We start from the raw sequence: 21,288 nt of genomic DNA on the forward strand, positions 1-21,288 counted from the left end.
AGGTCCTTTGGGATGAAAGCTTCGCTGGCAACCGGAGGAGGCTTTATCCTTTCCGGTTGCCTTGAATTTTACCGGCGCCACGCCACCTGTCGGGAACAGCCATGCCAGAGAACACCGAAGCCATAGCAGACCTGAAGAAACTCGACCCCATCGGGCCGGCGAAGCAGGGCGAATTCATCCGCTACCCGGATTCGCCGTTCGAGCTGTTCCAGCCCTATCCGCCGGCGGGCGACCAGCCCGCGGCCATCGACGGCCTGGTGGCCGGGGTGCTCGACGGCGAGGTGTTCCAGACCCTGCTGGGCGTGACCGGTTCGGGCAAGACCTTCACCATGGCCAACGTGATCGCCCGGCTGGGGCGCCCGGCCATCGTGTTCGCGCCCAACAAGACACTGGCGGCGCAGCTGTACAGCGAATTCCGCGAGTTCTTCCCGAAGAACGCCGTCGAGTACTTCGTGAGCTACTACGACTACTACCAGCCCGAGGCCTACGTGCCGCAGCGCGATCTGTTCATCGAGAAGGACTCCTCGATCAACGAGCACATCGAGCAGATGCGGCTGTCGGCCACCAAGAGCGTGCTGGAGCGGCGCGACACGGTGATCGTGGCCACGGTGAGCGCCATCTACGGCATCGGCACGCCCGAGGACTACATGGAGATGCGGCTGATCGCCCGCGTGGGCGACAAGGTCGGCCAGCGCGACCTGATCTCGCGGCTCATCCGCATGCAGTACACGCGCAACGAGCAGGACTTTGCCCGCGGCACGTTCCGGGTGCGTGGTGACACCATCGACGTGTTTCCGGCCGAGCACAGCGAGCTGGCGATCCGCTTTGAGCTGTTCGACGACGAGATCGAATCTTTGCAGCTGTTCGACCCGCTCACCGGGCGCATCCGCCAGAAGGTGCCGCGCTTCACGGTGTACCCGTCGAGCCACTACGTGACGCCGCGCGACAAGGTGCTGGCGGCGGTCGAAACCATCAAGATCGAGCTGGCCGGCCGGCTCAAGGAGCTGACCGGCTCGGGCAAGCTGGTCGAGGCGCAGCGGCTGGAGCAGCGCACGCGCTTCGACCTGGAAATGCTGGCCGAGATCGGCCACTGCAAGGGCATCGAGAACTACACGCGGCACCTTTCGGGCGCGGAGCCCGGCGACCCGCCGGCCACGCTCACCGACTACATGCCGAAGGACTCGCTGATGTTCCTCGACGAGAGCCATCAGATGATGGGTCAGCTCAGTGCCATGTACAACGGCGACCGGGCGCGCAAGGTCACGCTGGTCGAGTACGGCTTTCGCTTGCCCAGCGCGCTGGACAACCGGCCGCTCAAGCTCGAGGAGTTCGAAAAGCGGGTGCGCCAGTGCATCTTCGTGTCGGCCACGCCGGCGCAGTACGAAAAGGACCACGCCGGCAACGTCGTCGAGCAGCTGGTGCGGCCGACCGGGCTGATCGACCCCGAGGTCGAGGTGCGTCCCGCCACGCACCAGGTCGACGACGTGCTGGGCGAGATCCGCATCCGCGTCGACAAGAACGAGCGCGTGCTGATCACCACGCTGACCAAGCGCATGGCCGAGCAGCTCACCGACTACCTGGGCGACAACGGCGTGAAGGTGCGCTACCTGCACAGCGACGTCGACACGGTGGAGCGGGTCGAGATCCTGCGCGACCTGCGCCTGGGCACCTTCGACGTGCTGGTGGGCATCAACCTGCTGCGCGAGGGGCTGGACATTCCCGAGGTGTCGCTGGTGGCGATCCTCGATGCCGACAAGGAAGGCTTCCTGCGCGCGGAGCGCTCGCTGATCCAGACCATCGGCCGCGCGGCGCGCAACCTGAACGGCAAGGCCATTCTTTATGCCGACCGGATGACCGAGTCGATGAAGAAGGCCATGGGCGAGACCGAGCGCCGCCGCAACCGGCAGATCGCCCACAACGAGGCGAACGGCATCACGCCGCGCAGCATCGTGAAGCAGGTGCGCGACCTGATCGACGGCGTCTACAGCGAAAAGACCGGCAAGGAAATGGCCAAGCTCGACCTGGAACGCGCCAAGGTCGAGGACATGAGCGAGAAGGACATCGCCCGGGAGATCAAGCGGCTCGAGAAGCAGATGCTGGAGCACGCCCGCAACCTCGAGTTCGAAAAGGCGGCCCGGGTGCGCGACCAGCTGGCGCTGCTGCGCGAGCAGGCGTTCGGGGCGTCGGGCGGCGACAACATCGCCGGTCTGACGTCCTGATTTCGGCTAGGTCATAAGTTCGCTTTCTTCAAGCGAGCCGCGCTGGGGTTTACCCGAGCAGATCTCAGGGGCTTCTGCTATACTTGACCGAAATACTCAACAACAAAGAACTTCGCGATGAAGGACCGACTCCTACCGGCTGGTTCACCAGCGTCGGGGTCGGGCAGGGCGGAGACGAAGTCACCGCGGCCCAAGGCCGTGGTGTCATTTCAACGGTAAGCACTTGAAGGAGCTTGCGATGCGTCTCACTACCAAAGGCCGTTTTGCGGTCACAGCAATGATCGATCTGGCGTTGCGTCAGAACACCGGTCCGGTCACGCTGGCTGCGATCAGCCAGCGGCAGCAGATTTCGTTGTCGTACCTCGAACAGCTGTTCGGCAAACTGCGCCGCCACGAGCTGGTCGAGTCGACCCGCGGCCCCGGCGGCGGCTACAGCCTCGGACGCAAGGCGGCGGACATCACGGTCGCCGACATCATCGTGTCCGTCGACGAGCCGATCGATGCCACGCAGTGCGGCGGCAAGGAAAACTGCCTCGGTGAGCAGGGTCGCTGCATGACGCACGAACTGTGGGCCTCGCTGAACCAGCGCATGGTCGAGTTCCTCGACTCCGTCACGCTGCAGAAGCTGGTCGACGACCAGATCGCCAAGGGCGTGCAGATCGAGAACAAGCCGGTCGTCAAGCGCGCCATCTCGGCCCAGCCGGTGGTCAAGCCCATCCGCGTGAATGCGCCGAATTCGGTCTTCGCCCTCGGCAACGTCTTCGCGAAGTCCTGACCCCCGATGAGTCCGGCGATGCCTGCGGGCATCGCCCTGAGTTTGCCCTGATCCCAGAACACAACCCCCCACGCCAGCCCGAGCCAGCCATGGACGTCACTCCTCATTTCCCGATCTATCTCGATTACGGCGCCACCACGCCGGTTGACCCGCGTGTGGTCGACGCCATGATTCCCTGGTTGCGCGAACATTTCGGCAACCCGGCATCGCGCAGCCACGCCTGGGGCTGGGAAGCCGAAGAAGCGGTCGAAAAGGCGCGCGGCCAGGTGGCCGACCTGATCAACGCCGACCCGCGTGAGATCGTCTGGTCGTCGGGCGCCACCGAGTCGATCAACCTGGCGCTCAAGGGCGCGGCCCACTTCTACAAGGGCAAGGGCAAGCACCTGATCACCCTGAAGACCGAGCACAAGGCCGTGCTCGACACCATGCGCGAACTCGAGCGCCAGGGCTTCGAAGTGACCTACCTCGACGTCGAGGAAAACGGCCTTGTCGATCTCGAGAAGTTCAAGGCGGCCATCCGTCCCGACACCATCCTGGCCAGCGTGCTCTTCGTGAACAACGAAATCGGCGTGATCCAGGACGTGGTCGCGCTGGGCAACGCCTGCCGCGAAAAGGGCGTGATCTTCCACGTCGACTCGGCCCAGGCCACCGGCAAGATCGACATCGACATCACGAAGCTGCCCATCGACCTGATGAGCCTGGCTTCGCACAAGACCTACGGCCCCAAGGGCATCGGCGCGCTGTACGTGCGCCGCAAGCCGCGCATCCGCCTCGAAGCGCAGATGCACGGCGGTGGCCATGAGCGCGGCATGCGCTCGGGCACGCTGCCCACGCACCAGATCGTCGGCATGGGCGAGGCCTACCGCATCGCCAAGCTCGAGATGAAGGACGACATCGCCCATGCGGCGCGTCTGCAGAAGCGCCTGCTCGACGGCCTGAAGGATGTCGAACAGGTCTTCATCAACGGCGACCTCGAGCGCCGTGTGCCGCACAACCTGAACATGAGCTTCAACTACGTCGAAGGCGAGTCGCTGATCATGGGCATCAAGGGCCTGGCGGTGTCGTCGGGTTCGGCCTGCACCTCGGCCAGCCTGGAGCCCAGTTATGTGCTGCGCGCCCTGGGCCGCAGCGACGAGCTGGCCCACAGCAGCCTGCGCATGACCATCGGCCGTTTCACGACCGAAGAAGAAATCGACTACGCCATCTCGACCATCAAGCACAACGTCGCCAAGCTGCGCGAGCTGAGCCCCCTGTGGGAGATGTTCCAGGACGGCGTCGACATCAGCACGATCCAGTGGTCGGCACACTGACCCAGGCCAGCCCAAGGCTCCACGATTGAACAAAGTTTGAGAGGTACACCATGGCATATTCTTCCAAGGTCATCGACCACTACGAAAATCCCCGCAACGTCGGCTCCTTCGAAAAGGGCGACGACTCGGTAGGCACCGGCATGGTCGGCGCACCGGCTTGCGGCGACGTGATGAAGCTGCAGATCAAGGTCAACCCCGAAACCGGCGTGATCGAAGACGCGCGCTTCAAGACCTACGGCTGCGGCTCGGCCATCGCCTCGTCGTCGCTCGTGACCGAATGGGTCAAGGGCAAGACGCTCGACGAAGCGGCAGCCCTCAAGAACGCGCAGATCGCCGAAGAACTGGCGCTGCCGCCGGTCAAGATCCACTGCTCGATCCTCGCGGAAGACGCCATCAAGGCGGCCGTGAGCGACTACAAGGCCAAGCACGGCGCCAAGACCCCCGAGTCGACCGCCGAAGCTGCTGTTCACTGAGATGGCCGTCACGCTGACCGAAGCCGCTGCGCGCCACGTCACCCGCTACCTCGGCAAACGGGGCAAGGGCGTGGGCGTGCGGCTGGGCGTGAAGACCACCGGCTGCTCGGGCCTGGCCTACAAGCTCGAGTACGTCGACGAGTTCACGCCTGAAGATGTGGTGTTCGAAGACCACGGCGTGAAGGTGCTGGTCGACCCGAAGAGCCTGGCCTACATCGACGGCACGCAGCTCGACTTCGTGCGCGAAGGCCTGAACGAGGGCTTCAAGTTCATCAACCCGAACGAACGTGATCGCTGCGGCTGCGGCGAAAGTTTTCGCATCTGATGCGTCGTCGCTGACCGCGACCACAGCCGCCACCATGTCATGTGCTGGCGGCTTTTTATTGCCATGAACCTCAACGACACCGACTTCCAACTGTTCGCCGTCCCGGCGACCTTCGCGCAGGACCGCGCCGTGCTCGACGCGCGCTGGAAGGAACTGCAGCGCGAGGCGCACCCGGACCGCTTCGCCGCGCAGGGCGCCGCGGCGCAGCGCGTGGCCATGCAGTGGTCGGTGCGCATCAACGAGGCCTACCAGCGGTTGAAAGACCCGATCCGTCGCGCGAGCTATCTCTGCGAGCTGCACGGCGCGCCGCTGAATGCCGAGAACAACACGGCGATGCCGGGCGCTTTTCTCATGCAGCAGATGGAGTGGCGCGAGGCGCTCGACGACGCCCGCGACATCGCCGCCGTCGAGCTGCTGCAGGCCGACGTCGAAACCACGCGCGCCCGCGCACTCTCGTCGCTCGACTGGCTGATCGACGAGAAGGGCGACTACCCCGGTGCCGTTCAGCAGGTGAGAGCCCTCATGTTCATTGAGCGCTTCGGCGAGGACGTCGAGAAAAAATTCGATCAGTTGGGACAATAAGCCCTTATGGCTCTTCTTCAGATTTCCGAACCCGGCCAGGCGCCCGATCCGCACCAGCGCCGCATCGCCGTGGGCATCGACCTTGGCACCACGCATTCGCTGGTGGCCTCGGTGCGCAACGGCGTGGCCGAATGCCTGCCCGACGACCAGGGCCGCGTGCTGCTGCCCTCGGCCGTGCGCTACCTCGACGGCGACCGCCGCCAGATCGGCTTCGACGCCGTGGCCGCGCGCGCGCAGGACCCCGCCAACACCATCACCTCGGTCAAGCGGCTCATGGGCCGCGGCCTGGCCGACATCGCGAACCGCGATGCCATGTCGTACCGCATCGGCGGTGACGACGGCGGCATGGTCAAGGTGCAGACCTCGGCAGGCGAGAAGTCGCCCGTCGAGATCAGCGCCGAGATCCTGGCCACGCTGCGCTACCGCGCCGAAGATACCTTCGACGACGAGCTCTACGGCGCCGTCATCACCGTGCCGGCCTACTTCGACGAGGGCCAGCGCCAGGCGACCAAGGACGCCGCGCAGCTCGCGGGCCTGAACGTGCTGCGCCTCATCAGCGAGCCGACCGCCGCCGCCATCGCCTACGGCCTGGACAACGCGAGCGAAGGCGTCTACGCGGTCTACGACCTGGGCGGCGGCACCTTCGACATCTCGATCCTGCGGCTCACGCAGGGCGTGTTCGAAGTGATCGCCACGGGCGGCGACTCGGCCCTGGGCGGCGACGACTACGACCATGCCATCGCCGACTTCGTGCTCGCGCAGACCGGCCGCCAGGCCGGCAGCGACAACGACCGCGCCGCGCTGCTCGTGGCCGCGCGCGCCGCGAAAGAAGCACTTACCGATGCCGACTCGACCCTCTTCAGCGCCGCGCTGGCGGGCGGCAAGGCCGAGTTCACGCTGACCCGCGCGCAGTTCTTTGCCGCCACGCAGGCGCTCACCGACCGCACCCTCGCGGCCGTACGCAAGGCGTTGCGCGACGCCAAGCTCAAGCCTGAAGAGCTGCAGGGCATCGTGCTCGTCGGCGGCTCCACGCGCATGCCGCAGATCCGCAGTGCGGTGGCCGCCTATTTCGGGCGCGAGCCGCTGATCAACCTGAACCCCGACGAGGTCGTGGCGCTCGGCGCCGCCATCCAGGCCAACCAGCTGGCCGGCAACAACGGCGCGGGCGAGCTGCTGCTGCTCGACGTGATCCCGCTGTCGCTCGGCATCGAGACCATGGGCGGCCTGGTCGAGCGCATCGTGCCGCGCAACCAGACCATCCCGACCGCGATGGCGCAGGACTTCACCACCTACCAGGACGGCCAGACCGCGTTGGCGCTGCACGTGGTGCAGGGCGAGCGCGACCTCGTGTCCGACTGCCGCAGCCTCGCGCGCTTCACGCTGCGCGGCATCCCGCCGATGGCGGCCGGCGCGGCGCGCATCCGCGTGACCTTCACCGTCGACGCCGACGGCCTGCTGAGCGTGAGCGCCAAGGAGCAGGGCAGCGGCGTCGAGGCCAGCGTGGCGGTCAAGCCGTCGTACGGCTTGTCGGACGACCAGATCGCGACCATGCTGCAGGAAAGCTTCTCCACCGCCCAGCAGGACATGCAGGCCCGTGCACTGGTGGAATCGCGCGTCGATGCCGACCGCATGCTGCTGGCCACGCAGAGCGCGCTCGATGCCGACGGCGACCTGCTGAGCGCCGAAGAGCGCGCCGCCATCGACGCCTCGATGGCGCGGCTGCGCGATGTTGCCAAGAGCAGCAACGAGGCCGCCGTCATCGAAGCCGCCACGAAGGCGCTGGCCAACGACACCGAAGCCTTCGCCGCCCAGCGCATGAACGCGGGCATTGCACGCGCGCTCGCGGGCCGCAAGGTCGAATCCCTGTAGACAGAACCATTTCATGCCCACGATCAAGATCTACCCGCATCCCGAGTACTGCCCGCAAGGCGCCGAGATCACCGCGCCCGCCGGCACCTCGATCTGCGAGGCGCTGCTCGACAACGACATCAACATCGAGCACGCCTGCGAGATGAGCTGCGCCTGCACCACCTGCCACGTGATCGTGCGCGCGGGCTTCGACTCGCTGAACGAGGCGGAAGAGGGCGAAGAAGATTTGCTCGACCGTGCCTGGGGCCTGGAGCCGCAATCGCGCTTGAGTTGCCAGTCGATCCTGGCGCAGGAGAATGTGACGATCGAGATTCCGAAGTACTCGATCAACCACGCCAAGGAAAACCACTGATGTCGCGCCAGATCGTTCTCGATACGGAAACCACGGGGCTCTCTGCCGAAAATGGCGACCGCATCATCGAGCTAGGCTGCGTGGAGCTGTTCGCGCGCAAGCTCACCGGCAACGACCTGCACATCTACTTCAACCCGGAGCGCGAGAGCCACGAGGACGCGCTCAAGGTCCACGGCCTGACCACCGACTTCCTGCGCGACAAGCCGAAGTTCGCCACGCTGGGCAAGGACATCATCGAGTACCTGCGCGACGCCGAGCTCATCATCCACAACGCGGCCTTCGACGTCGGCTTTCTCAACAAGGAATTCGAGCGCGCCGGCCTGCCGCCGCTCAAGACCTTCGTGAGCGAAGTGACCGACACGCTGGCCATGGCCAAGCTGGTCTATCCCGGCAAGCGCAATTCGCTCGACGCGCTGTGCGACCGCTTCGGTGTCGACCGCTCGAACCGCACCTTCCACGGCGCCAAGCTCGACGCGCAGCTGCTCGCCGACGTCTACATCAACCTCACGCGCGGGCAGGACGCACTGCTGATCGACGTGGCCTCGAACGAGCCCGCGCAGGGCACGACAGTCGTGGCCATCGACCTGAGCCAGTTCGAGCTGCCGGTGATCGCGGCGGCCGAGCATGAGCTCAGCGCGCACGAGGCCGTGTTGTCGCAACTCGACAAATCCAGCGGCGGAAAAACTTTATTTCGCCAAAACGGCTGAAAAGCTATGGCATAATCTGAGGCTTCGCACAACGCGATACGTGTTCAAGACACTGAACTCAAAAGCAGTGTCTCAGGGCGGTTAGCTCAGGGGTAGAGCACAGCATTCACACTGCTGGGGTCGGAGGTTCGAAGCCTCCACCGCCCACCATTTCAGACCTACGACAGACGGCACCATCAGGTGCCGTTTTCGTTTCAGGCGGCACCTTCGGGTGCCGTTTTTGTTGGTCCCGCGCAAATCCTGGTGCGATTCAGGATGGGTCTTCTGCACTCAGAACGACCGGCCTTCGCGGTTGCGCCGCAGATCGGCCTCCACCATCATCGCGCACAGCTCCTCCAGCGTCGTGCGGGGCTCCCAGCCAAGCGTCCTCCTGGCATGCGACGCATCGCCGATGAGCAACTCCACCTCCGCGGGGCGATAGAACTTCGGATCGATCCTCACGAGGACTTTGCCGCTCTCGCGGTCGATGGCGACCTCTTCCTGCGCCGTCCCTTCGAACCGGAGCTCATAGCCCGCGGCCCTGAACGCCATGTCGACGAAATCCCGCACGGTTTCCGTGCGGTTGGTGGCGAGCACGTAGTTGTCCGGCTTGTCGGCCTGCAGCATGCGCCACATGCCATCGACGTATTCCTTCGCATAGCCCCAGTCGCGCTTGGCGTCCATGTTGCCCAGCGTGAGCACATCGAGCTTGCCGAGCCTGATCTTGGCCGCCGCGTCGGTGACCTTGCGCGTCACGAATTCGCGGCCGCGCAACGGGCTCTCGTGATTGAACAGGATGCCGCAGCAAGCGAAGAGCCCGTAGCTCTCGCGGTAGTTCATCGTCATCCAGTGGGCGAAGAGCTTGGAGACGCCGTACGGGCTGCGGGGATAGAAGGGCGTGTCTTCCTTCTGCGGAATGGCCTGCACATTGCCGAACATCTCCGACGTCGAGGCCTGGTAGTACCTGATGCCGCGGTCCGTCAGGCGGATCGCGTCGAGCAGGTGGAGGGTGCCCAGCCCGTTGATGTTCGTGGTGGCTTCGGGCTGGTTGAAGCTCGCGCCCACGTAGCTCTGTGCTGCCAGGTTGTAGACCTCGTCGGGCTGCGCATCGCGAATGAGCGTGATCGAACTGCCCAGGTCCGTCAGGTCGTACTCCACGAGATGAAGCTCCGGATGGTCCTGGATGCCGAGCGACTCGATGCGCCAGAAGTTCACCGAACTGGTTCGGCGGAAGGTTCCGTAGACGGTGTAGCCCTTGCCCAGCAGCAGCTCGGCCAGGTACGCCCCGTCCTGTCCGGTAATGCCAGTGACGACAGCACGTTTTTTCATGGCTTCAATGAGGTGAGAGGAAGGGAAGGGACGGGTCAGGCCGGCGCATCGACGCCGCGTTCGGCCGCGGGCTGCACGGCCGCTTGCAGCGCGAGCGCCTCGCGCTTCTCGGCCGCAGGGCAGCGGCCGTAGGTGTCATCGAAGCGCACGATGTCGTCTTCGCCGAGGTAGCTGCCGGTCTGCACCTCGATCACTTCCAGCATTGTCTTGCCGGGGTTCTCCAGCCGATGGATGGTGCCCGAGGGCAGGTAGATCGACTCGTTCTCCCGCACCAGCAGCACTTCGCCGCCGCGCGTGGCCTTGGCCGTGCCCTTGACGACGATCCAGTGCTCGGCGCGGTGGTGGTGCATCTGCAGCGACAGCTTGCCGCCGGGCTTGACGGTCAGGTGCTTCACCTGGAAGCGCTCGCCGGTGTCGATGCTGTCGTAAGCGCCCCAGGGCCGCACCACGCGGCGATGCTCGGTGGCTTCGACCGTGCCCTCGCGCGCCAGCATGCGCACCACTTCGGCCACCTGTTCGGCGCAGTCCGCGCCCGCGACCAGCACCGCGTCCGGCGTGTCCACGATGATCAGGTCTTCGGTGCCGAGCGCCACCACCGGCCGGTGCGGCGCATGCACGAAGGTGTTGCGCGAGTTCAGCACGCTGCCCGCGCCGCTCACGCGGTTGCCCGCCTCGTCGGCCGGGTGCAGCTGGGCCACCGCGTTCCAGCTGCCCACGTCGCTCCAGGCGCCCTCGAAGCGCACCACCGCGACGTCGGCGTGCTTTTCGAGCACCGCGTAGTCGATGCTGTCGCTGCGGCAGCCTTCGAAGGCCTCACGGTCCAGCCGCACGAAGCTGCCGTCGACCGACACCGCGGCGGTCGCGCGTTCGCAGGTGGCGAGGATGTCGGGCGCATGCGTGCGCAGGGCCGCGACCAGCGTGCGTGCCTGGACCAGGAAGATGCCCGCGTTCCAGCAGTAGTTGCCTTGCAGGATCAGCGCCGCGGCCACCGCCGCCGTCGGCTTCTCGACGAAGCGCGCCACCGCGTGGCTGGGGCCATGGCCCGTGGCCCCGGCCGCCTCGATGTACCCGTAGGCCGTGCTCGGAAAGCTGGGCGCGATGCCGAAGGTGACGATCTTGCCTGCCAGGGCTGCTTCGACGCCGCTGCGCATCGTGGCCTCGAACAGCGCCACGTCGGGAATGTGGTGGTCCGCGGGCGCAAAGAGCAGCAGGTCGTCGGGTTCGGCCAGCAGGGCCGCCGCGGCCATCGCGGCGGCCGTGTTGCGGGGCACGGGCTCGAGGATCTGGCGGCCCTGCGCGTGCGCGTTCTCGATCGCCTCGCGCACCAGGAAGCGATGCTCTTCCGACGCGACGCAGGTGATCGTCCGGTTCAGGGTCGCGAGCCGTTCGAGCGTGAGGTGCAGCAGGCTCTTGTTGCCCACGAGCGGCGCGAACTGCTTGGGAAAGGCCTTGCGCGACAGCGGCCACAACCGCGTGCCGCTGCCGCCGCACAGGACCACGGGATGAATGGTGGGGGTGTTCATGGTGACCAGCCTTTGTGTGTGCAGTGGGTGATGAACCGGATCGCTTCGAGGGCGTGCCGCTCAGATCAGGCCCGTGTGAACGGCGAGGTTCACCGCCTGGGCGCGCGAATGCACATGCAGCTTCTTGTAGATGCTCTTGATGTGCACGTTGACCGTCTGGCCGGTGATGCCGAGCTTGGCGCCGATCTCCGCGGAGACGTAGCCCGACGCCACGTGGCGAAGGACCTGGCTCTCGCGCGGTGTCAGCGTCGTGTCGCGCGACGGCGATGCGTCGTCGGCGGGCTGCGGCTCGCGGGGCTGGTGGTTCAGGCGGTGCAGCAGGCGCCGCGCGAGCCGCGGCGTGATGACGGCGCCGCCGTTCACCACGTGCAGCACTGCATCGGCAAAGCTCTGCAGCCAGGCGTTCTTCAGCAGATAGCCCGTGGCGCCCAGCTCGAAGGCGCGCAGCACGTGGGCATCGTCCTCGAGCGCGGAGATCACGATGATCTCGCCGTTGCCATGGTGACGGCGCGCCTCGGCGATCAGCTCGAAGCCCATGCCGTCGCTGAGCCGCAGGTCGACCATCAGCACGTCGAACGCATGCGTGGCCAAGAGCTTGCGCCCCTCGCGGATGCTGTCGGCCTGGCCTTCGAGCTGGATGCGCAGGTCCGACAGCAACTCCTGGGCGATCACCCGGCGCATGTACTCGTCGTCGTCGATGAGCAGCACGCGCACCGGCGATTTTTCCTGGCCCGTCATGAAGTCCGGCCACAGCCTCGCGGCGGGCGCGCACACGGGGGCGGACGGGCCCGGGCGGCGCGGCGCCATCACGGCGGGGGTGGGGTCGCCAGAGGGTGTGAGCGTGTTTTCAGCCATGTTCTTGCCCCGGTTGAAGTGAGTGAGGGACGGCGGTCGATGCGGCGCCGTCGGCGGCGCGGACCGGGAAGCCCGGCATCGGTTCGTCGAAGCCGCGCGGGTTCGCCAGCTGCCAGCGCCAGCTGTCGGCGCACATCTGGTCCAGGCTGCGCTGCGCGCGCCAGCCGAGCCGGTCCTGGGCGTGCTGCACGTCCGCCCAGTAGGCCGGGGCGTCGCCGGAACGGCGCGGACCGATGTGCACCGCGATGCGGTGCCCGCATGCGCGTTCGAAGGCCGCGATCACGTCGAGCACCGACGCGCCGTGCCCCGTGCCCAGGTTCACCGTGAGCAGGCCCCGATGGAGCGTCGCGTACCGCAGGGCCGCCACATGGCCTTCGGCCACGTCCATCACGTGCACGTAGTCGCGCACACCCGTGCCGTCGTGCGTCTCGTAGTCGTTGCCGTGCACGACGACGTGCCCGCGCTCGCCCACCGCGACCTGCGAGACATACGGCACCAGGTTGTCGGGCGGCCCCTGCGGGTGTTCGCCGAGCAGGCCGCTCTCGTGCGCGCCGATGGGGTTGAAGAAACGCAGGCACGCGATGCCCCAGCGCGGATCGGAGCGGGCGAGGTCCGCGAGCATGCGCTCCACCATCACCTTGGAGCGCCCGTAGGGGTTGACGGCCGCGTACGACGCGCTTTCCCGTATCGGCGAGCGCGGGATGTCGCCGTAGACCGTGGCCGAGGACGAGAAGATCAGCGTGCGCACGCCGGCGCGCTCCATGGCCCGCGCCAGCGCGAGGCTGCCCGCCACGTTGACGTCGTAGTAGCCGAGCGGGTCGCTCACCGAGCGGCTGACCGCCTTCAGCCCCGCCAGATGCAGCACCGCGTCGACCCCATGCTCGGCGAACACGCGGTCGAGCACCGCCGCGTCGCGCACGTCGCCGCGCACCAGCTGCGGCTGCACGCCGCAGATGCGTGCCACGCGCTCCAGCGAACGCGGGTCGCTGTTGACCAGCGTGTCCAGCACCACCGGCAGGTAGCCGGCCGCGATCAACGCCACGCAGGCGTGGCTTCCGACGAAGCCGGCGCCACCCGTCACCAGAATCTTTGAGTGGGTCATGGTTGGGACTCGCGCAGTGGGGTTGGCGTGGCCGTGCTTCGGTCCGCCACGCAGCGAAGCAGTTCTTGTTCGAGGCGCGACAGGATGGCGTCCTGGTCGAGCTCCGCCAGCGCGAACGCGCGGCCCGCCGCACCGAGCGCTTGGCGCAGGCCCGGCGAGCACGCGAGCTGCGCGATCGCGTCGGCCAGCACGGCCGCATCGCCCGGGGGCACCACGAAGCCACGGTCTGCGACCACGCGTGCGAGTTCGGTGCCGGGGTGCGCCGTGGCGATCACGGCCTTGCCGCTCGCGAACATGCCGGCAAGCTTCGAGGGCATCACGAGGTCGGCGGCATCGGCGCGCTGCGGCAGCACGTGGATGTCGGCCATGCCCAGCAGCTCGTTGAGCCGTTCGGCGGGCTGCAGCTCGAGAAAGTGCACGCGGTCCAGGCCGGCGCAGGCCGACATCAGCGGGCCGCGGCTCGGGCCGTTGCCGCAGATGACGAAGTGAATGTTCCGCCGGTCGGCCAGCAGGCCCGCCGCGTCGGCCAGCAGCTCGATGCCCTGCTTGGCGCCCAGGCTGCCCGCATAGAGCACGACCACGGCGTCGGGCGCAATGCCCAACTCGGCCCGGTAGCCATCGACTGCGCGGGGAGCGGGGCGGATCGCCGAGACGTCCACCCAGTTCGGAAAGAGAACCAGCCGGCCTTCGCCGATGCCCTTGCTCCTGGCCTTGTCGACCATGGCCGCCGAGATGGTCGACACGCGGTCGAACCTTGCCAGCAGCCATCGCTCCATTGACAGCGCGACGCGCCGCACGCCCGCGCCGCGCACGAGGCCCAGGCCGAACGCCGCATCGACTTCGAAGTCCTGGATGTGCAGCCACGACCTGATGCCGAGCAGCTTCGCGAAGCACAGCACTGCGGGCGCGCAGAAAAGCGGCGGCTCCACGACGAACACAAGGTCGGGCTTCCAGCGCGCCTGCGCCAGCAGCAGCGGCATGCTCGACAGCATGAACGAGCACAGGTGCGCCACGCGCGCCAGCGCACGCGGCTGCGAAGGCACCCAGGTGGGCGCGCGCCAGACCGTGAGGCCGTTGCGCCCGGTGGTCTTGCGGTAGGCCCAGGCCGAATGGCCCTCGAACACCGCCCAGTGCGGGAAGAAGGGCGGCGCCGCGATCACGCGCACGTCGTGGCCCCGGGCCTGAAGCCAGTCGGCCATCTCGCCCGAGTACTTGCCGATGCCGGCCAGCTCGGGCGCGAAGTTCATCGAGTACAGCAGGATCTTCACGGCGAGCTCCCCAGGGCCGGGCGCAGCAGGCGCACGATCGGAAAGAAGCCGAACAGCGCGCGCATGCGCAGCTCGTACAGCACGAAGTCGGTGACGAAGGCGATGAAGAAGACGTAGTGCGGCTTGTCGGGAAAGAGCGAGATCACGACGCCGTACGAGGCCAGCCGCAGCGCGAACTCCAGCAGCGTCCACCACCCGAGCGAGCCCATCGTGGCGTTCAGCGAGAGCATCGTTTCGTGATGGACCGTGTAGGTCCTCAGCAGGAAGTACGGCGCGATGCACACGAAGATGTCGCGCGCCTCGGGGCCGAGCTTCAGCAGCGGCGCGGCCACCGCCATCAGCCCCGCCAGCCCCACGAAGAGCACGCAGCCGAGCAGGAACGAATGCCGCGCCAGCCGCAGCTTCTCGATCGTCAGGTTGGCCGCGTTGGCGTCCAGCATCGCCGGCGTCTTCGTGACGAGAAAGGCCTGCACGAACTGCGAGGGTGCCTCCGCGAGAAGGAAGGCCAGCTTGAACGCGCCCACGTAGCCCAGCGGCATGAAGAGCGCCACCAGCAGCAGGTCCGACTTGCGCAGCAGGAAGGTCAGCAGCGCATACACCGTGGCGCTGGCCTGCGACGCGAGCGCCAGCAAGGGCGGCCCGGCCGGTGGCGCTGCGCCGTTCGCCGGCAGGAAGATGGCCGCGCCCACGAGCACCAAGGCCAGCAGATTGATGGCGAGCAGGTGCGCCACGCCGATCTCCAGGCCGAGCGCAGCGAGCGTCGCCACGCCCAGCACCAGCACGGTCGCGCGCACGCCCGACTCCAGGTTGAGCAGGCCCGCATGGCCCAGGCCCCGGCTGTACGACAGACGCAGGCTGTTGAAGGCGAAGACCGCGAGCGACAGCACGATCAGCATGAAGGGCGCACCGGCCACCGGCAGGTGCTGCGCCCCCACGACGCCGGCCGCGAGCAGTGCGGCCAGCGGCAGCCCGATCGCCAGCGTGCGCACCAGGTCGCCGCGCGTCACCCGGGGAGGCACGCTTGCGGCATTGCGCGAGAACAGCAGCGAACTGCCCAGCGTGCCCACGACGAGCGCCACTTCGAGCACCGACTGGTAGACGGAGTACTCGCCGAAGCGCGCGGGCGCCACTTGCGCCGCGATCAGGAAGATCGCCAGGAAGCCCGACAGGTACACATACAGCCGCGACGCGAGCGCCCCCAGTCCCAGGCGCTGTGCCAGGCGGATGCCGGGCAGGGCGAACGAGGTGTCGGCGGCTGGCTTCATGGCGTGCTCCCGTCCGCGGGGTGCTTGGCCGCCGGCGCGTCCGCGAAGCCCAGGCTGTCGGCCATGCGGCGCGCGCGCGAGGCGATCCGGTGCGCGTTGTTCTTGGCCCGGCGCGCCATCTGCAGTGCCCAGGTCAGCGCCGCGACCGTGTACACGCGGCGATGCAGCGCAGGCTGCATCGCCAGCTTGGCGGCGCCCTGGAAGTGCAGCGCGAGCACGCGCACCGTGTTGCCCGCCGGCGTCTGCAGGCAGGGCTGGCCGTCGACGAAGGCCAGGCGCTTGGCGCCGCCGCGCACGCGGAACTCGCGCACGAAGTGGTTGGTGCCGCCGTTGACGTTGTGGTCGATCACCTGGCCGTCGAACACCCGGTTGATCGGCACGGTGTTGCCGCTGGCCTGCGCCCACAGGTACAGCAGCGTCATGTCGGACACCCCGCCGCGCACGCTGCGGGTCGCGAAGCGCTCGGCGATCTCGCGCAGCTGGTGCAGGCCCGCGGGCGTGCTGTACATGTGCAGGAGACAGGCGACGAAGTCCTGCAGGCCGGCCGCCGTCCAGTAGCTCACGTGCGGCGAGATCTGGCAGGGGTTCCAGCCGTCCGTGGGCAGGATGCTGGAGCCGGAGAAGTCGGCGTTGCCCACCAGGCGCGCAATGTGGGCGCCGACGCCGTTGAACAGCAGCACGTCGCTGTCGATCAGCACGAAGGCACGGCAGTCGGGGTGCGCTGCGAGATGGTTCGCCAGGAGGAAGTAGCGCCGGAAGCAGATCTTCTCGAACGCCGGCGTGTTGCTCGACAGGTGCACGTAGGCCTGGCAGAAGCGTTCGTATGCCGGTCCGGCGTCGGTGTCCGACAGGACGACCAGCTGCTCCTGCGCCATGGCCGCGGATTCGCAGCACAGGCGCAGAGCCGTGTTCTGGCGGTCTTCCACAACGATGAAGGGGAGGGCGTGGTCCATGGTCGGGCAAGCGGGTTGGTACGGGTCAGGGCCGCGGCGCGGTGGCGCTGCGTACCAGCGCGACGTGGGCGGGGAGAAAGTGGAAGTCGGCGTCCAGCGGCATGTCGAGGGTGAGCATTCCGCCCCGCGCGTTCGCGTCGCCGATCCAGCTGCGCAGCTGCGCGGCCGAGAAGCGCGGCGCGCTCGGCTGGGCCCAGGAAGCGCCCAGCGGCGTCAGCACATGCAGCCGGAGTTCGGAGGGCGGCGAGGCCAGGCGTGCGGCGGGCTGCAGGTACTCGCCCGCCATGAGGTTCTGGCACGGCGCGCTCTTGAGGCTGAAGCGCGCCGCCCCCTCGCCGGCATTGAAGGCCAGCCACCGGGTGGGTGCGCCGTTGCGCGCGGCCGCGCAGAACCGGTCCCAGTCGCGCGTCGTCATGCCCGTCGTGTTGTAGACACCGTCGAACCACCAGCCCGTGGCGACTGCACCGTAGTGCTGCGACCAGCTGTCGATCACCGCCGACCAGGCGGCGATGAAGCGCTGCGGCGGCGGCAGCTGTTCGGAGACATCGCCCAGGCACTCCATCAGGTAGGCATCCCCTTGCGGCGCGCGGAACGGCAGGTAGAGGATCAGCGCGATGCCGTGGCGCCGCAGCGCGCGGCCGATCTCCATCGGCAGGTCGCGCGGCGAGCGGTGCGCGGCGCTGCGCGGGCACAGCGCTTCGAGGGCGGCGTTCGGCGCGATGAACTGGCCGTTGTTCTGCCCGAGCGTGAGGATGAGATGGCTGGCGCGCATCTCCGCGAGCGAGGCGGCGAAGGCGTCGACGTCGAAGCGCCCGATGCCGGCGATGGACTGCTTGTCGGGCAGGTAATGCACCATCACGCCGAAGCCCGGGGCGCCCTGCGTTTCGGGCGCTGCGGCGACGGCCGGCCGCGCCCACGCGGCCAGCCCGAGCGCCAGCACCGCGAGCGTGCGAAGCAGGGAGCGTGCACGGTTGGTCATGGCGTGGCCCTCGCCAGCGACGCGTCACCGCGCTTCAGCCTGAGGTAACTCGCGGCCACCGCGCCCGGCGTGCAGGCCCGGGAGAGCGACCATGCGGGGCGTGTGCGCTGGTGCGCGGCCAGGTAGCGCTCGATGCTGCCGAGGCCGACGAATTCGTTGCCGATGAAGAACGCGTAGCCCGCGAAGAGCTCGCGGTGCACCGGAAGGTCCGAGAGCAGCAGCGGCACGCCCAGCGTGGCCGCCTCGGCGGCCGACAGGTTGAAGCCCTCGAAGGTGGACAGCGAGATGAAGGCCGTCGCACCCCGATACAGCCGCAGGAGCTCGTCCCGCGACACCAGCCCGCGGTGTCGCACGCAGCCGCGGAACGCGGGCGCCATGGCCGAGATCATGCGTTCGACCTCCTTGGCGCCGTTGCCGGTGATGTCCAGGTAGTCGACCAGGCCCTGGCGCTTCATGCGCACGAAGAGCTTCAGGATGCCTTCGAAGTTCTTGTGCGGGTAGTAGTGGTAGGCCGCGATCAGGTAGCGCCCGTCGGGCGCTGCCGTGCTGTCGGCGCTAGCGGCGACGGCACCCGCATCCACGGGATTGAAGATCACCGCCGGGTGCTCGCAGCGCCTGAAGTGCCGCTCGAAATCTTCCTGGCTGCTGCGGCTGATGAAGACCACGTCGGCGGCGCTGCGCGCGACGCGGTGCAGGTTCCAGTCGAGCCAGAGGCGCTTGCGCGCGCTGAAGTACTGCGGGTACGACTTGTACTGCACGTCGTGCACCACCACGATCGAATCCCGGTGGCGGCCGAAGGGCGCCAGCAGCGAGAACGGCAGGAAGTAGTTCGGGAACAGCGAGTACACGCGCTCCCCGCGCAGCCACCCGCGCACCAGGTGGACGTTGTAGAGCAGCGTGTCGAGGATGAAGCGGCTGATCTTCAGCCGCCGCGCGGCCGCGTACAGGTGCGGATGGCGCTCGCTGATCGGCTGCACCTCGTGGCCCGGCGCGTCGCGCATGCTCTCGAGCAGCACCTCGGACACGTTCAGCACCCCGCCCGCCGACGCGTTGAGCCGGATCGTGTCGTAGAAGAGGTAGGTGGCCATGGTCGCTCCTGCGTGCGTTCTCATGCGGTCGGCAGGCTGGCGCGCGCCGGGCGGGGGGCCGGCCTGCGGAACCACGCCGCGAGGCTGCCGGCGACGACGGCCGCGACCAGCCCCGAGACGGCGAACGGTCCCCAGCCCAGGATCGGCCCGCGCAGGAACGGCACGTAGGCCGCCAGCAGCACCAGCGCGCACAGGTAGCCGGCCGTCAGCGTGCGTTGCGGATCGATGGCCTTGTCGACGAGGCGAAAGAGCGCCGAGACCGCGAAGCCCAGCAGGGCCGGGCCCGCCAGCCCGAAGTCGAAGTAGGCGGTGGTGAAGGGCGGCAGCGACAGGTTGCTCTGCGAGAAGTTGCCCAGCACGGCCGGCCAGCCGAGCGGGTCGTAGCCCGGGAACATCTTCAGTTCGCGCGGCAGGATGAAGGAGAAGGCCGAGAGCAGGTAGCGCCCGTAGCCCAGATCGGGCGAGGGCGCGCGCTCCAGGATGCCCGCGACGACGAACATCGCGTCGAAGTCCTGGCTGAAGGGGTACGACGCCAGCTCCGCGCCCCACATGGCGTCCCGCGAGATCAGGTTCAGCACCGGCCCCAGGCCCGCGATGGCGCCGAAGATCACGGCGGCGAGCGTCCACCGGTGGCGCCGCCCCAGGGCATGGATGAGCAGCGGAAGCAGCCCGATCAGGATGACCTGGCGCGCCGTGTTGACCGGGTTCGCGGCGATGGCGGCCAGTGCGAACGCGAGCCCCGCGACGCACCAGGCCCACAGCGTGCGCTGGCGCGTGGCGTGGATCGCGAGCGCCACGCAGCACAGCAGCACCATGAGCTTGGGCAGCGTGGAGTAGACGATGTACTGGACCGGCGCGGCCTCCTCTTCGGAAATCACGCCGCGCGCCGTGAAGTTCATGTCGGGGCGCAGGAAGAGCATGGCGAACGCCACCTCCAGGCAGGCCAGCAGCAGGAAGGGGTGGGCGACGCCGGCACTGAGCGCGCGCTGCGCCGGCCGGGGCGCGGCGGGCGGCTCGGGCAGGCCCAGCCGTGCGGCTTCCACGCCGGCCATGTACAGCAGCACGAGCATCAGCCCCTGCGTGTGCGCAGCCTGGCCGACGATGCCGACCTCCCAGAAGTCGGTGTCGGTCGCGATCTGCATCGCCGGCGCCAGCGAGAAGTAGATGAGAACCGCCGTGTAGTGGATCAGCAGGAACACGCTGTCGCTGGCGGTGCCCAGCATCGACAGCTGCACCACCGTCAGCACGAACACCACCCCGTAGCCCCAGACAGGATCGATCAGCCCGCACAGTGCGGCGCAGACGATGCCGGACCAGAAGACAAGGGTTCTCATGGCGAGGTCCGTTTCTGCTTCAGGCGTGCTCGGCCTCGGCGGCGGTCCGGCGCGCCGTCTGGTAGTCCGCATAGGTGCGGCGCAGCCCTTCGGCCAGCGGCACCGTGGCGCGCCACCCGAAGCTGGCCGCGCGCGACACGTCCAGCAGCTTTCGCGGGGCGCCGTCGGGCTGGGCCAGGTCGTAGTGGATGCTGCCCTCGTAGCCCACCACCTCGCGGATGTGCTCCACCAGCTCGGCGATCGAGACGTCCTCGCCCGTGCCGAGGTTGATGTGGCCGCGCATCGGATCGGTGTGCTGGTCGTAGGCGGCGCGCGACAGGTTCATCACGTCCAGGCAGCCTTCGACCATGTCGTCCACGTACAGGAACTCGCGCCGCGCCCGGCCGCTGCCCCAGATCAGCACGCTCGGCGTGCGGCTGATCTTGGCCAGGTGAAAGCGCTGGATCAGCGCGGGCACCACGTGGCTGTTCTCCAGGTGGTAGTTGTCGCCGGGGCCGTAGAGGTTGCTCGGCATCACGCTGCGGAAGTCGACGCCGTGCGTGGCGCCGTACTGCCGGTTGTAGCTCTCGCACAGCTTGATGCCCGCGATCTTGGCGATCGCGTAGGGCTCGTTGGTGGGCTCGAGCTTGCCGGTGAGCAGGGCCTCTTCGCGGATCGGCTGCTCGGCCAGCCGCGGGTAGATGCAGCTGGAGCCGAGGAACAGCAGCCGCTTGACGCCGGCGAGAAAGGCCTGGTGCGTGAGGTTGGCCGCGATCAGCAGGTTCTCGTAGATGAACTGCGCGGGGTAGGTCATGTTGGCGTGGATGCCGCCGACCTTGGCCGCCGCCACGTAGACCTGGTCGACGCGCTCGATCGCGAAGAAGCGCGCGACGGCGGCCTGGTCGAGCAGGTCGAGCTCGGCGTGGCTGCGCGTCACGACCTCGTGGCCGAGTTCGCCCAGGCGCCTCGTGAGCGTCTGGCCGACCATTCCGCGATGACCTGCAACATAGATTCGCATGGCG

Annotated in this window: 20 protein-coding genes and 1 tRNA gene; 10 read left to right on the top strand and 11 right to left on the bottom strand. The window is 67.9% G+C overall.

Going from position 1 to position 21,288, the window contains the following annotated elements; all coding sequences use genetic code 11:
* Nucleotides 1-101: 101 nt before the first annotated feature.
* The 10 genes from uvrB to AC1RGU_RS16185 all read left to right on the top strand — a co-directional run bounded on the left by uvrB (nt 102) and on the right by AC1RGU_RS16185 (nt 8,762).
* On the top strand, nt 102-2,219 hold the full coding sequence (gene uvrB, locus AC1RGU_RS16140) for an excinuclease ABC subunit UvrB (RefSeq protein ID WP_492696872.1): 2,118 nt from the start codon (nt 102-104) through the stop codon (nt 2,217-2,219).
* 238 nt (nt 2,220-2,457) lie between these two features.
* The gene (iscR, locus tag AC1RGU_RS16145; RefSeq protein WP_056580055.1) at nt 2,458-2,994 is read left to right on the top strand and encodes a Fe-S cluster assembly transcriptional regulator IscR; all 537 of its coding nucleotides are present in this window, start codon (nt 2,458-2,460) and stop codon (nt 2,992-2,994) included.
* Between the two features lie 89 nt (nt 2,995-3,083).
* Nucleotides 3,084-4,304, top strand: coding sequence for an IscS subfamily cysteine desulfurase (locus AC1RGU_RS16150; RefSeq protein WP_062473230.1), 1,221 nt, complete (start codon nt 3,084-3,086; stop codon nt 4,302-4,304).
* A 50-nt stretch (nt 4,305-4,354) separates the two neighbouring features.
* Nucleotides 4,355-4,777: a Fe-S cluster assembly scaffold IscU gene (iscU, locus tag AC1RGU_RS16155; RefSeq protein WP_062473231.1), complete on the top strand. Its 423-nt coding sequence runs from the start codon at nt 4,355-4,357 to the stop codon at nt 4,775-4,777.
* Nucleotide 4,778: 1 nt separating this feature from the next.
* Entirely contained in the window at nt 4,779-5,102 is a 324-nt protein-coding gene (gene iscA / locus AC1RGU_RS16160; RefSeq protein WP_007828190.1) for an iron-sulfur cluster assembly protein IscA, read from the top strand.
* Nucleotides 5,103-5,165: 63 nt separating this feature from the next.
* Entirely contained in the window at nt 5,166-5,684 is a 519-nt protein-coding gene (hscB, locus tag AC1RGU_RS16165) for a Fe-S protein assembly co-chaperone HscB (protein ID WP_492696873.1), read from the top strand.
* 6 nt (nt 5,685-5,690) lie between these two features.
* Nucleotides 5,691-7,553, top strand: coding sequence for a Fe-S protein assembly chaperone HscA (gene hscA, locus AC1RGU_RS16170; RefSeq protein ID WP_492696874.1), 1,863 nt, complete (start codon nt 5,691-5,693; stop codon nt 7,551-7,553).
* 13 nt (nt 7,554-7,566) lie between these two features.
* Nucleotides 7,567-7,905, top strand: coding sequence for an ISC system 2Fe-2S type ferredoxin (gene fdx / locus AC1RGU_RS16175; RefSeq protein ID WP_062473234.1), 339 nt, complete (start codon nt 7,567-7,569; stop codon nt 7,903-7,905).
* A complete protein-coding gene (gene dnaQ, locus AC1RGU_RS16180) occupies nt 7,905-8,612 on the top strand; it encodes a DNA polymerase III subunit epsilon (RefSeq protein WP_070061050.1) in 708 nt (235 codons plus the stop codon). Before fdx ends, dnaQ begins: the two co-directional genes overlap by 1 nt.
* 75 nt (nt 8,613-8,687) lie before the next feature.
* Nucleotides 8,688-8,762, top strand: a tRNA-Val gene (locus AC1RGU_RS16185).
* A gap of 120 nt (nt 8,763-8,882) precedes the next feature.
* Here the strand turns inward: AC1RGU_RS16185 and gmd are convergent.
* Genes gmd through AC1RGU_RS16240 form a run of 11 tightly spaced genes read right to left on the bottom strand, consistent with a single transcriptional unit; the run spans nt 8,883 to nt 21,284 of the window.
* Nucleotides 8,883-9,920 (bottom strand): GDP-mannose 4,6-dehydratase, encoded by a 1,038-nt coding sequence (gmd, locus tag AC1RGU_RS16190; RefSeq protein ID WP_492696875.1) that lies wholly within the window; start codon nt 9,918-9,920, stop codon nt 8,883-8,885.
* 35 nt (nt 9,921-9,955) lie between these two features.
* Nucleotides 9,956-11,443, bottom strand: coding sequence for a mannose-1-phosphate guanylyltransferase/mannose-6-phosphate isomerase (locus AC1RGU_RS16195; protein ID WP_492696876.1), 1,488 nt, complete (start codon nt 11,441-11,443; stop codon nt 9,956-9,958).
* A gap of 60 nt (nt 11,444-11,503) precedes the next feature.
* On the bottom strand, nt 11,504-12,250 hold the full coding sequence (locus tag AC1RGU_RS16200; RefSeq protein ID WP_492697097.1) for a LuxR C-terminal-related transcriptional regulator: 747 nt from the start codon (nt 12,248-12,250) through the stop codon (nt 11,504-11,506).
* A 40-nt stretch (nt 12,251-12,290) separates the two neighbouring features.
* Nucleotides 12,291-13,400 carry a UDP-glucose 4-epimerase GalE gene (galE, locus tag AC1RGU_RS16205; RefSeq protein WP_492696877.1) on the bottom strand — a complete coding sequence of 370 codons (1,110 nt, stop codon included), beginning with the start codon at nt 13,398-13,400 and terminating at the stop codon, nt 12,291-12,293.
* Nucleotides 13,397-14,668, bottom strand: a complete 1,272-nt coding sequence (locus tag AC1RGU_RS16210) for a glycosyltransferase WbuB (RefSeq protein WP_492696878.1) — start codon at nt 14,666-14,668, stop codon at nt 13,397-13,399. The genes galE and AC1RGU_RS16210 overlap by 4 nt, the downstream gene beginning before the upstream one ends.
* Nucleotides 14,665-15,933, bottom strand: a complete 1,269-nt coding sequence (locus AC1RGU_RS16215; protein WP_492696879.1) for a polysaccharide biosynthesis protein — start codon at nt 15,931-15,933, stop codon at nt 14,665-14,667. Before AC1RGU_RS16215 ends, AC1RGU_RS16210 begins: the two co-directional genes overlap by 4 nt.
* On the bottom strand, nt 15,930-16,886 hold the full coding sequence (locus AC1RGU_RS16220; RefSeq protein WP_492696880.1) for a hypothetical protein: 957 nt from the start codon (nt 16,884-16,886) through the stop codon (nt 15,930-15,932). Before AC1RGU_RS16220 ends, AC1RGU_RS16215 begins: the two co-directional genes overlap by 4 nt.
* A 25-nt stretch (nt 16,887-16,911) precedes the next feature.
* Nucleotides 16,912-17,865, bottom strand: coding sequence for a hypothetical protein (locus AC1RGU_RS16225; protein WP_492696881.1), 954 nt, complete (start codon nt 17,863-17,865; stop codon nt 16,912-16,914).
* Nucleotides 17,862-18,953: a glycosyltransferase gene (locus AC1RGU_RS16230; RefSeq protein WP_492696882.1), complete on the bottom strand. Its 1,092-nt coding sequence runs from the start codon at nt 18,951-18,953 to the stop codon at nt 17,862-17,864. The genes AC1RGU_RS16225 and AC1RGU_RS16230 overlap by 4 nt, the downstream gene beginning before the upstream one ends.
* Before the next feature lie 20 nt (nt 18,954-18,973).
* The gene (locus AC1RGU_RS16235; protein ID WP_492696883.1) at nt 18,974-20,287 is read right to left on the bottom strand and encodes a hypothetical protein; all 1,314 of its coding nucleotides are present in this window, start codon (nt 20,285-20,287) and stop codon (nt 18,974-18,976) included.
* Between the two features lie 19 nt (nt 20,288-20,306).
* A complete protein-coding gene (locus AC1RGU_RS16240) occupies nt 20,307-21,284 on the bottom strand; it encodes a GDP-L-fucose synthase family protein (protein ID WP_492696884.1) in 978 nt (325 codons plus the stop codon).
* Nucleotides 21,285-21,288 lie beyond the last annotated feature (4 nt).

It is taken from the genome of Variovorax sp. GW823-FHT02B07, from assembly GCF_058797695.1.

What these genes read in the sequence shown, in the direction of transcription:
- AC1RGU_RS16150 (WP_062473230.1), top strand. Translation starts at nt 3,084, where the DNA reads ATGGACGTCACTCCTCATTTCCCGATCTATCTCGATTACGGCGCCACC.
- AC1RGU_RS16230 (WP_492696882.1), bottom strand. Translation starts at nt 18,953, where the DNA reads ATGGCCACCTACCTCTTCTACGACACGATCCGGCTCAACGCGTCGGCG.
- uvrB (WP_492696872.1), top strand. Translation starts at nt 102, where the DNA reads ATGCCAGAGAACACCGAAGCCATAGCAGACCTGAAGAAACTCGACCCC.
- dnaQ (WP_070061050.1), top strand. Translation starts at nt 7,905, where the DNA reads ATGTCGCGCCAGATCGTTCTCGATACGGAAACCACGGGGCTCTCTGCC.
- gmd (WP_492696875.1), bottom strand. Translation starts at nt 9,920, where the DNA reads ATGAAAAAACGTGCTGTCGTCACTGGCATTACCGGACAGGACGGGGCG.
- fdx (WP_062473234.1), top strand. Translation starts at nt 7,567, where the DNA reads ATGCCCACGATCAAGATCTACCCGCATCCCGAGTACTGCCCGCAAGGC.
- AC1RGU_RS16235 (WP_492696883.1), bottom strand. Translation starts at nt 20,287, where the DNA reads ATGAGAACCCTTGTCTTCTGGTCCGGCATCGTCTGCGCCGCACTGTGC.
- iscA (WP_007828190.1), top strand. Translation starts at nt 4,779, where the DNA reads ATGGCCGTCACGCTGACCGAAGCCGCTGCGCGCCACGTCACCCGCTAC.
- AC1RGU_RS16225 (WP_492696881.1), bottom strand. Translation starts at nt 17,865, where the DNA reads ATGACCAACCGTGCACGCTCCCTGCTTCGCACGCTCGCGGTGCTGGCG.
- AC1RGU_RS16240 (WP_492696884.1), bottom strand. Translation starts at nt 21,284, where the DNA reads ATGCGAATCTATGTTGCAGGTCATCGCGGAATGGTCGGCCAGACGCTC.
- iscU (WP_062473231.1), top strand. Translation starts at nt 4,355, where the DNA reads ATGGCATATTCTTCCAAGGTCATCGACCACTACGAAAATCCCCGCAAC.
- AC1RGU_RS16200 (WP_492697097.1), bottom strand. Translation starts at nt 12,250, where the DNA reads ATGGCGCCGCGCCGCCCGGGCCCGTCCGCCCCCGTGTGCGCGCCCGCC.
- AC1RGU_RS16215 (WP_492696879.1), bottom strand. Translation starts at nt 15,933, where the DNA reads ATGAAGCCAGCCGCCGACACCTCGTTCGCCCTGCCCGGCATCCGCCTG.
- AC1RGU_RS16220 (WP_492696880.1), bottom strand. Translation starts at nt 16,886, where the DNA reads ATGGACCACGCCCTCCCCTTCATCGTTGTGGAAGACCGCCAGAACACG.
- AC1RGU_RS16195 (WP_492696876.1), bottom strand. Translation starts at nt 11,443, where the DNA reads ATGAACACCCCCACCATTCATCCCGTGGTCCTGTGCGGCGGCAGCGGC.
- hscB (WP_492696873.1), top strand. Translation starts at nt 5,166, where the DNA reads ATGAACCTCAACGACACCGACTTCCAACTGTTCGCCGTCCCGGCGACC.
- galE (WP_492696877.1), bottom strand. Translation starts at nt 13,400, where the DNA reads ATGACCCACTCAAAGATTCTGGTGACGGGTGGCGCCGGCTTCGTCGGA.
- hscA (WP_492696874.1), top strand. Translation starts at nt 5,691, where the DNA reads ATGGCTCTTCTTCAGATTTCCGAACCCGGCCAGGCGCCCGATCCGCAC.
- iscR (WP_056580055.1), top strand. Translation starts at nt 2,458, where the DNA reads ATGCGTCTCACTACCAAAGGCCGTTTTGCGGTCACAGCAATGATCGAT.